Raw genomic sequence first — 2,551 nt, 5'->3', positions numbered from 1 at the left:
GGCGCAGCGCGAAGGCGCGGTCGCTGGCGGGGATGGCGATCATGTTGCGATACCTCCGTTGCCTATGGAATTGGACAAATCTTGCGGGGTGGCGCGGCGGAAACACTTCATCTGGCCACCATTCCAGACCTGCCGTATCTTCTGGTGCGGGCCATGCCTTACCGGGGCGCGACCCGCCACATCACCTTCGAACGAACCCTTCAAAGGAGACATGATCCGATGGGTGAATTTGATCATTTGCATGCTGCGTACCGGCGGGCGCATGATGCATTCACCGAGATCGATGATGCTCTCAGCAGCCTGATCGAGCAGCTCAGCAAGGCGCATGAGGTGGCCAGCCTTGTGCGGGAAGGAAATGCGCCCGGGCAGATCAAGGACATTCCGGTCTTTCCAAATCTTCCGCCGACCATCGAGATCAGGGCGTTGACCTTCGACTGGAACATTGCCCTGCATGCTCTGCACGACGCCTACTTCGACCTTCCCGCAGACGAGCGGTGCCTTGTGCCTCGCCTGCCACCCGCAGCGAACATAGCTGCCCGGGGATTGGCACACAGCTGATCCGACCCGTTCCGGCATGTCGATCCAGTAGCTCATCGCTCAGCACCTCCAGGCGCGGCGGGGATCGCCCGCTAGGATCATCGCCTCGTCGAAGATGGCGGCGACCGGATGGCAGCCGAGATCGGCGCGGCAGGTCGGGCGGTAGGCGGGGAAGCGCGGGTCGAGGACGGCGTGCAGCATGCCGAGGACGGAGGGCCACGTGGTGAGCTTGGCGAGGGTGTCGTCAGCCAGCGGGAAGGTGGTCTTGACTTTGTCGGCGAGGCCAGACAGCGCGGTCTCCGGGATCACCTCGCCAGCAGCACGTGCGGCGGAAAGAATTCGTCCGGTGGTATCATTGACCGTCGGAACATAATATGAACAGACTTCGGCGGGTGGCATGTCGTGTCCTCCATAATTTCGGAAAACATGACAGACGGGAATATATCAGTCAATGACTGACAGTAATATTTTGCGAAAAAATATTCCGGACGAGGTTAGCCGTCGGTTGAAGGAGTTGAGCGACGAGGACTTGTTGGAACTATTACGTCGACTTGAGAGGGCGGGGCCGGGTTAGGGCTTGGCGTCGGGTTGGAGGCTTTCGAGCAGCTGTACGGCCGTGAGCTGCTTCTCACGGCTGACCCTTAGAAGTGCGGTAATCGCACGGTCAATTAGTTCATCCCTCTCGAAAAGTTCCGATGTTTTGACCTGAAGTGCAGCCGCGATCTTCTCCAGGACGTCGAGCGTCGGGTTCGCGGTTCCCTTTTCGATCTTGCTGATCATGCTCTGCGTGAGGTCGCACATGTCGCCGAGTTCGGCTTGCGACAGGCCGCGGAGTTTTCTGAGAATTTTGATCCGTTCCATGCTTGAGGGTATGCCTGATGGAGCATGATTGTCGAAATCCTGGCGGTCATGGTGCGTCGATCGGGATAAATGAATAGGATTGACAGGAATATGACGGACAGTCATATCTTGGCCGATGGCATCACTTCCCGAATATCTCATGTCTCAGGGCATCACGCAGGCAGAATTCGCGAAACGAATTGGAGCCTCGCAAGGATTTGTCAGCAAACTTTGCAAGGGAACCGGGACGCCGAGCTTGGAGCTTGCAGCGCGGATTGAATGTGTCACGGCAGGCGCAGTTACCGCTCTTACATGGGTCGACTTGTCGAAAGTCATGGTCGAATGACCGTGGGCCTCAATATGTCCAGCTCTCAAAACCGGATCTCCATTTTGGTGGGGGGGGCGCCCGGCCAGAGGGCTGCCGGACCGCACAAGGCTACGCCTGCCGCGGATCCGCGCCGAGTCAGGAATTCCGGAATCAGCGCGCCTTGGGGGCGCTGCGGTTGCATGGCTGAACCGCAGCGCCGCCCGGCATGCGATTCTCGGGCAACGAGATGCCGGGCGCCCGGTGAGCGCGGGCAGCACCATGAAACCACATGTCATATTCACAAATCGAGTGGGAAAATACGCCAATTCCGCTATCCTGCAATAGCAGAGACGCGGCAGGGACCACGCCTTGGGCGGTCGCCGCGGCTCCGCCCCGCGCGGTTGGTTGGACTGCGCGGGGCGTTTAGGTCAAAGTTCGTACTGCGCCCGCTGCTTCTTGGGGGGCATGAGGCAGGCGATCTGGATGGAATGATGCTTGCCGTCGGATGCCAGCCCGACCATCTCCGCGGCGATGGGCATATCGTTGTCGAAGTTCTTGTCGAGCCAGGCGGCAGCCTCCTCTTCGATCTCGCCGAGATGGTATTGCTGCAGGTCCTGGTGCATGTGGAGCCGGGCAGTGACGTGGACAGCGGGCCTGCCGTGCTCGCCGTCCCAGCCCCGCTCGAGCTCCATCTCGATGTGGTCCTGCGTGGCGTCGAACTGCTCCGTCACCGCGCGGATCATCTCGTCGATCTCTGCGGAATGCTTGCCGGTTCCGCGGACGCGCTCCCAGCCGCGGCGGAACTGCCAGTAGACCCACTTGCCGTCCGGCCGGTTCGGCGGGACGGCGAATTCCTCCCAGAGGCTT

The 2,551-nt window shown here is 60.4% G+C and carries 5 protein-coding genes; 2 read left to right on the top strand and 3 right to left on the bottom strand.

What is annotated here, in order from left to right; genetic code table 11:
- The coding region (locus tag HCC78_RS33400; protein ID WP_216671413.1) for a hypothetical protein at window positions 1-558 on the top strand (558 nt) is incomplete at its 5' end.
- A 39-nt stretch (window positions 559-597) separates the two neighbouring features.
- On the opposite strand, the gene HCC78_RS32080 is transcribed toward HCC78_RS33400, so the two are convergent.
- Entirely contained in the window at window positions 598-936 is a 339-nt protein-coding gene (locus tag HCC78_RS32080; protein WP_172332750.1) for a hypothetical protein, read from the bottom strand.
- Between the two features lie 171 nt (window positions 937-1,107).
- On the bottom strand, window positions 1,108-1,398 hold the full coding sequence (locus HCC78_RS32075) for a helix-turn-helix domain-containing protein (RefSeq protein WP_172332749.1): 291 nt from the start codon (window positions 1,396-1,398) through the stop codon (window positions 1,108-1,110).
- A 115-nt stretch (window positions 1,399-1,513) separates the two neighbouring features.
- Here HCC78_RS32075 and HCC78_RS35125 point away from each other — a divergent pair, with 115 nt between their 5' ends.
- Window positions 1,514-1,723: a helix-turn-helix domain-containing protein gene (locus tag HCC78_RS35125; RefSeq protein ID WP_172332748.1), complete on the top strand. Its 210-nt coding sequence runs from the start codon at window positions 1,514-1,516 to the stop codon at window positions 1,721-1,723.
- Window positions 1,724-2,112: 389 nt separating this feature from the next.
- Here the strand turns inward: HCC78_RS35125 and HCC78_RS32065 are convergent.
- Window positions 2,113-2,551, bottom strand: a 439-nt coding sequence (locus HCC78_RS32065; protein WP_172332747.1) for a hypothetical protein, incomplete at its 5' end; no start/stop codon positions are given.

This window comes from Mangrovicoccus sp. HB161399 (assembly GCF_013184745.1).
Lineage (GTDB): Bacteria > Pseudomonadota > Alphaproteobacteria > Rhodobacterales > Rhodobacteraceae > Mangrovicoccus.
This window is presented reverse-complemented; position numbering and strand designations above follow the sequence as displayed.

Bases quoted from the DNA above. Each gene is read 5' to 3' on its own strand.
- HCC78_RS32075 (WP_172332749.1), bottom strand. From the start codon at position 1,398: ATGGAACGGATCAAAATTCTCAGAAAACTCCGCGGCCTGTCGCAAGCC.
- HCC78_RS35125 (WP_172332748.1), top strand. From the start codon at position 1,514: ATGGCATCACTTCCCGAATATCTCATGTCTCAGGGCATCACGCAGGCA.
- HCC78_RS32080 (WP_172332750.1), bottom strand. From the start codon at position 936: ATGCCACCCGCCGAAGTCTGTTCATATTATGTTCCGACGGTCAATGAT.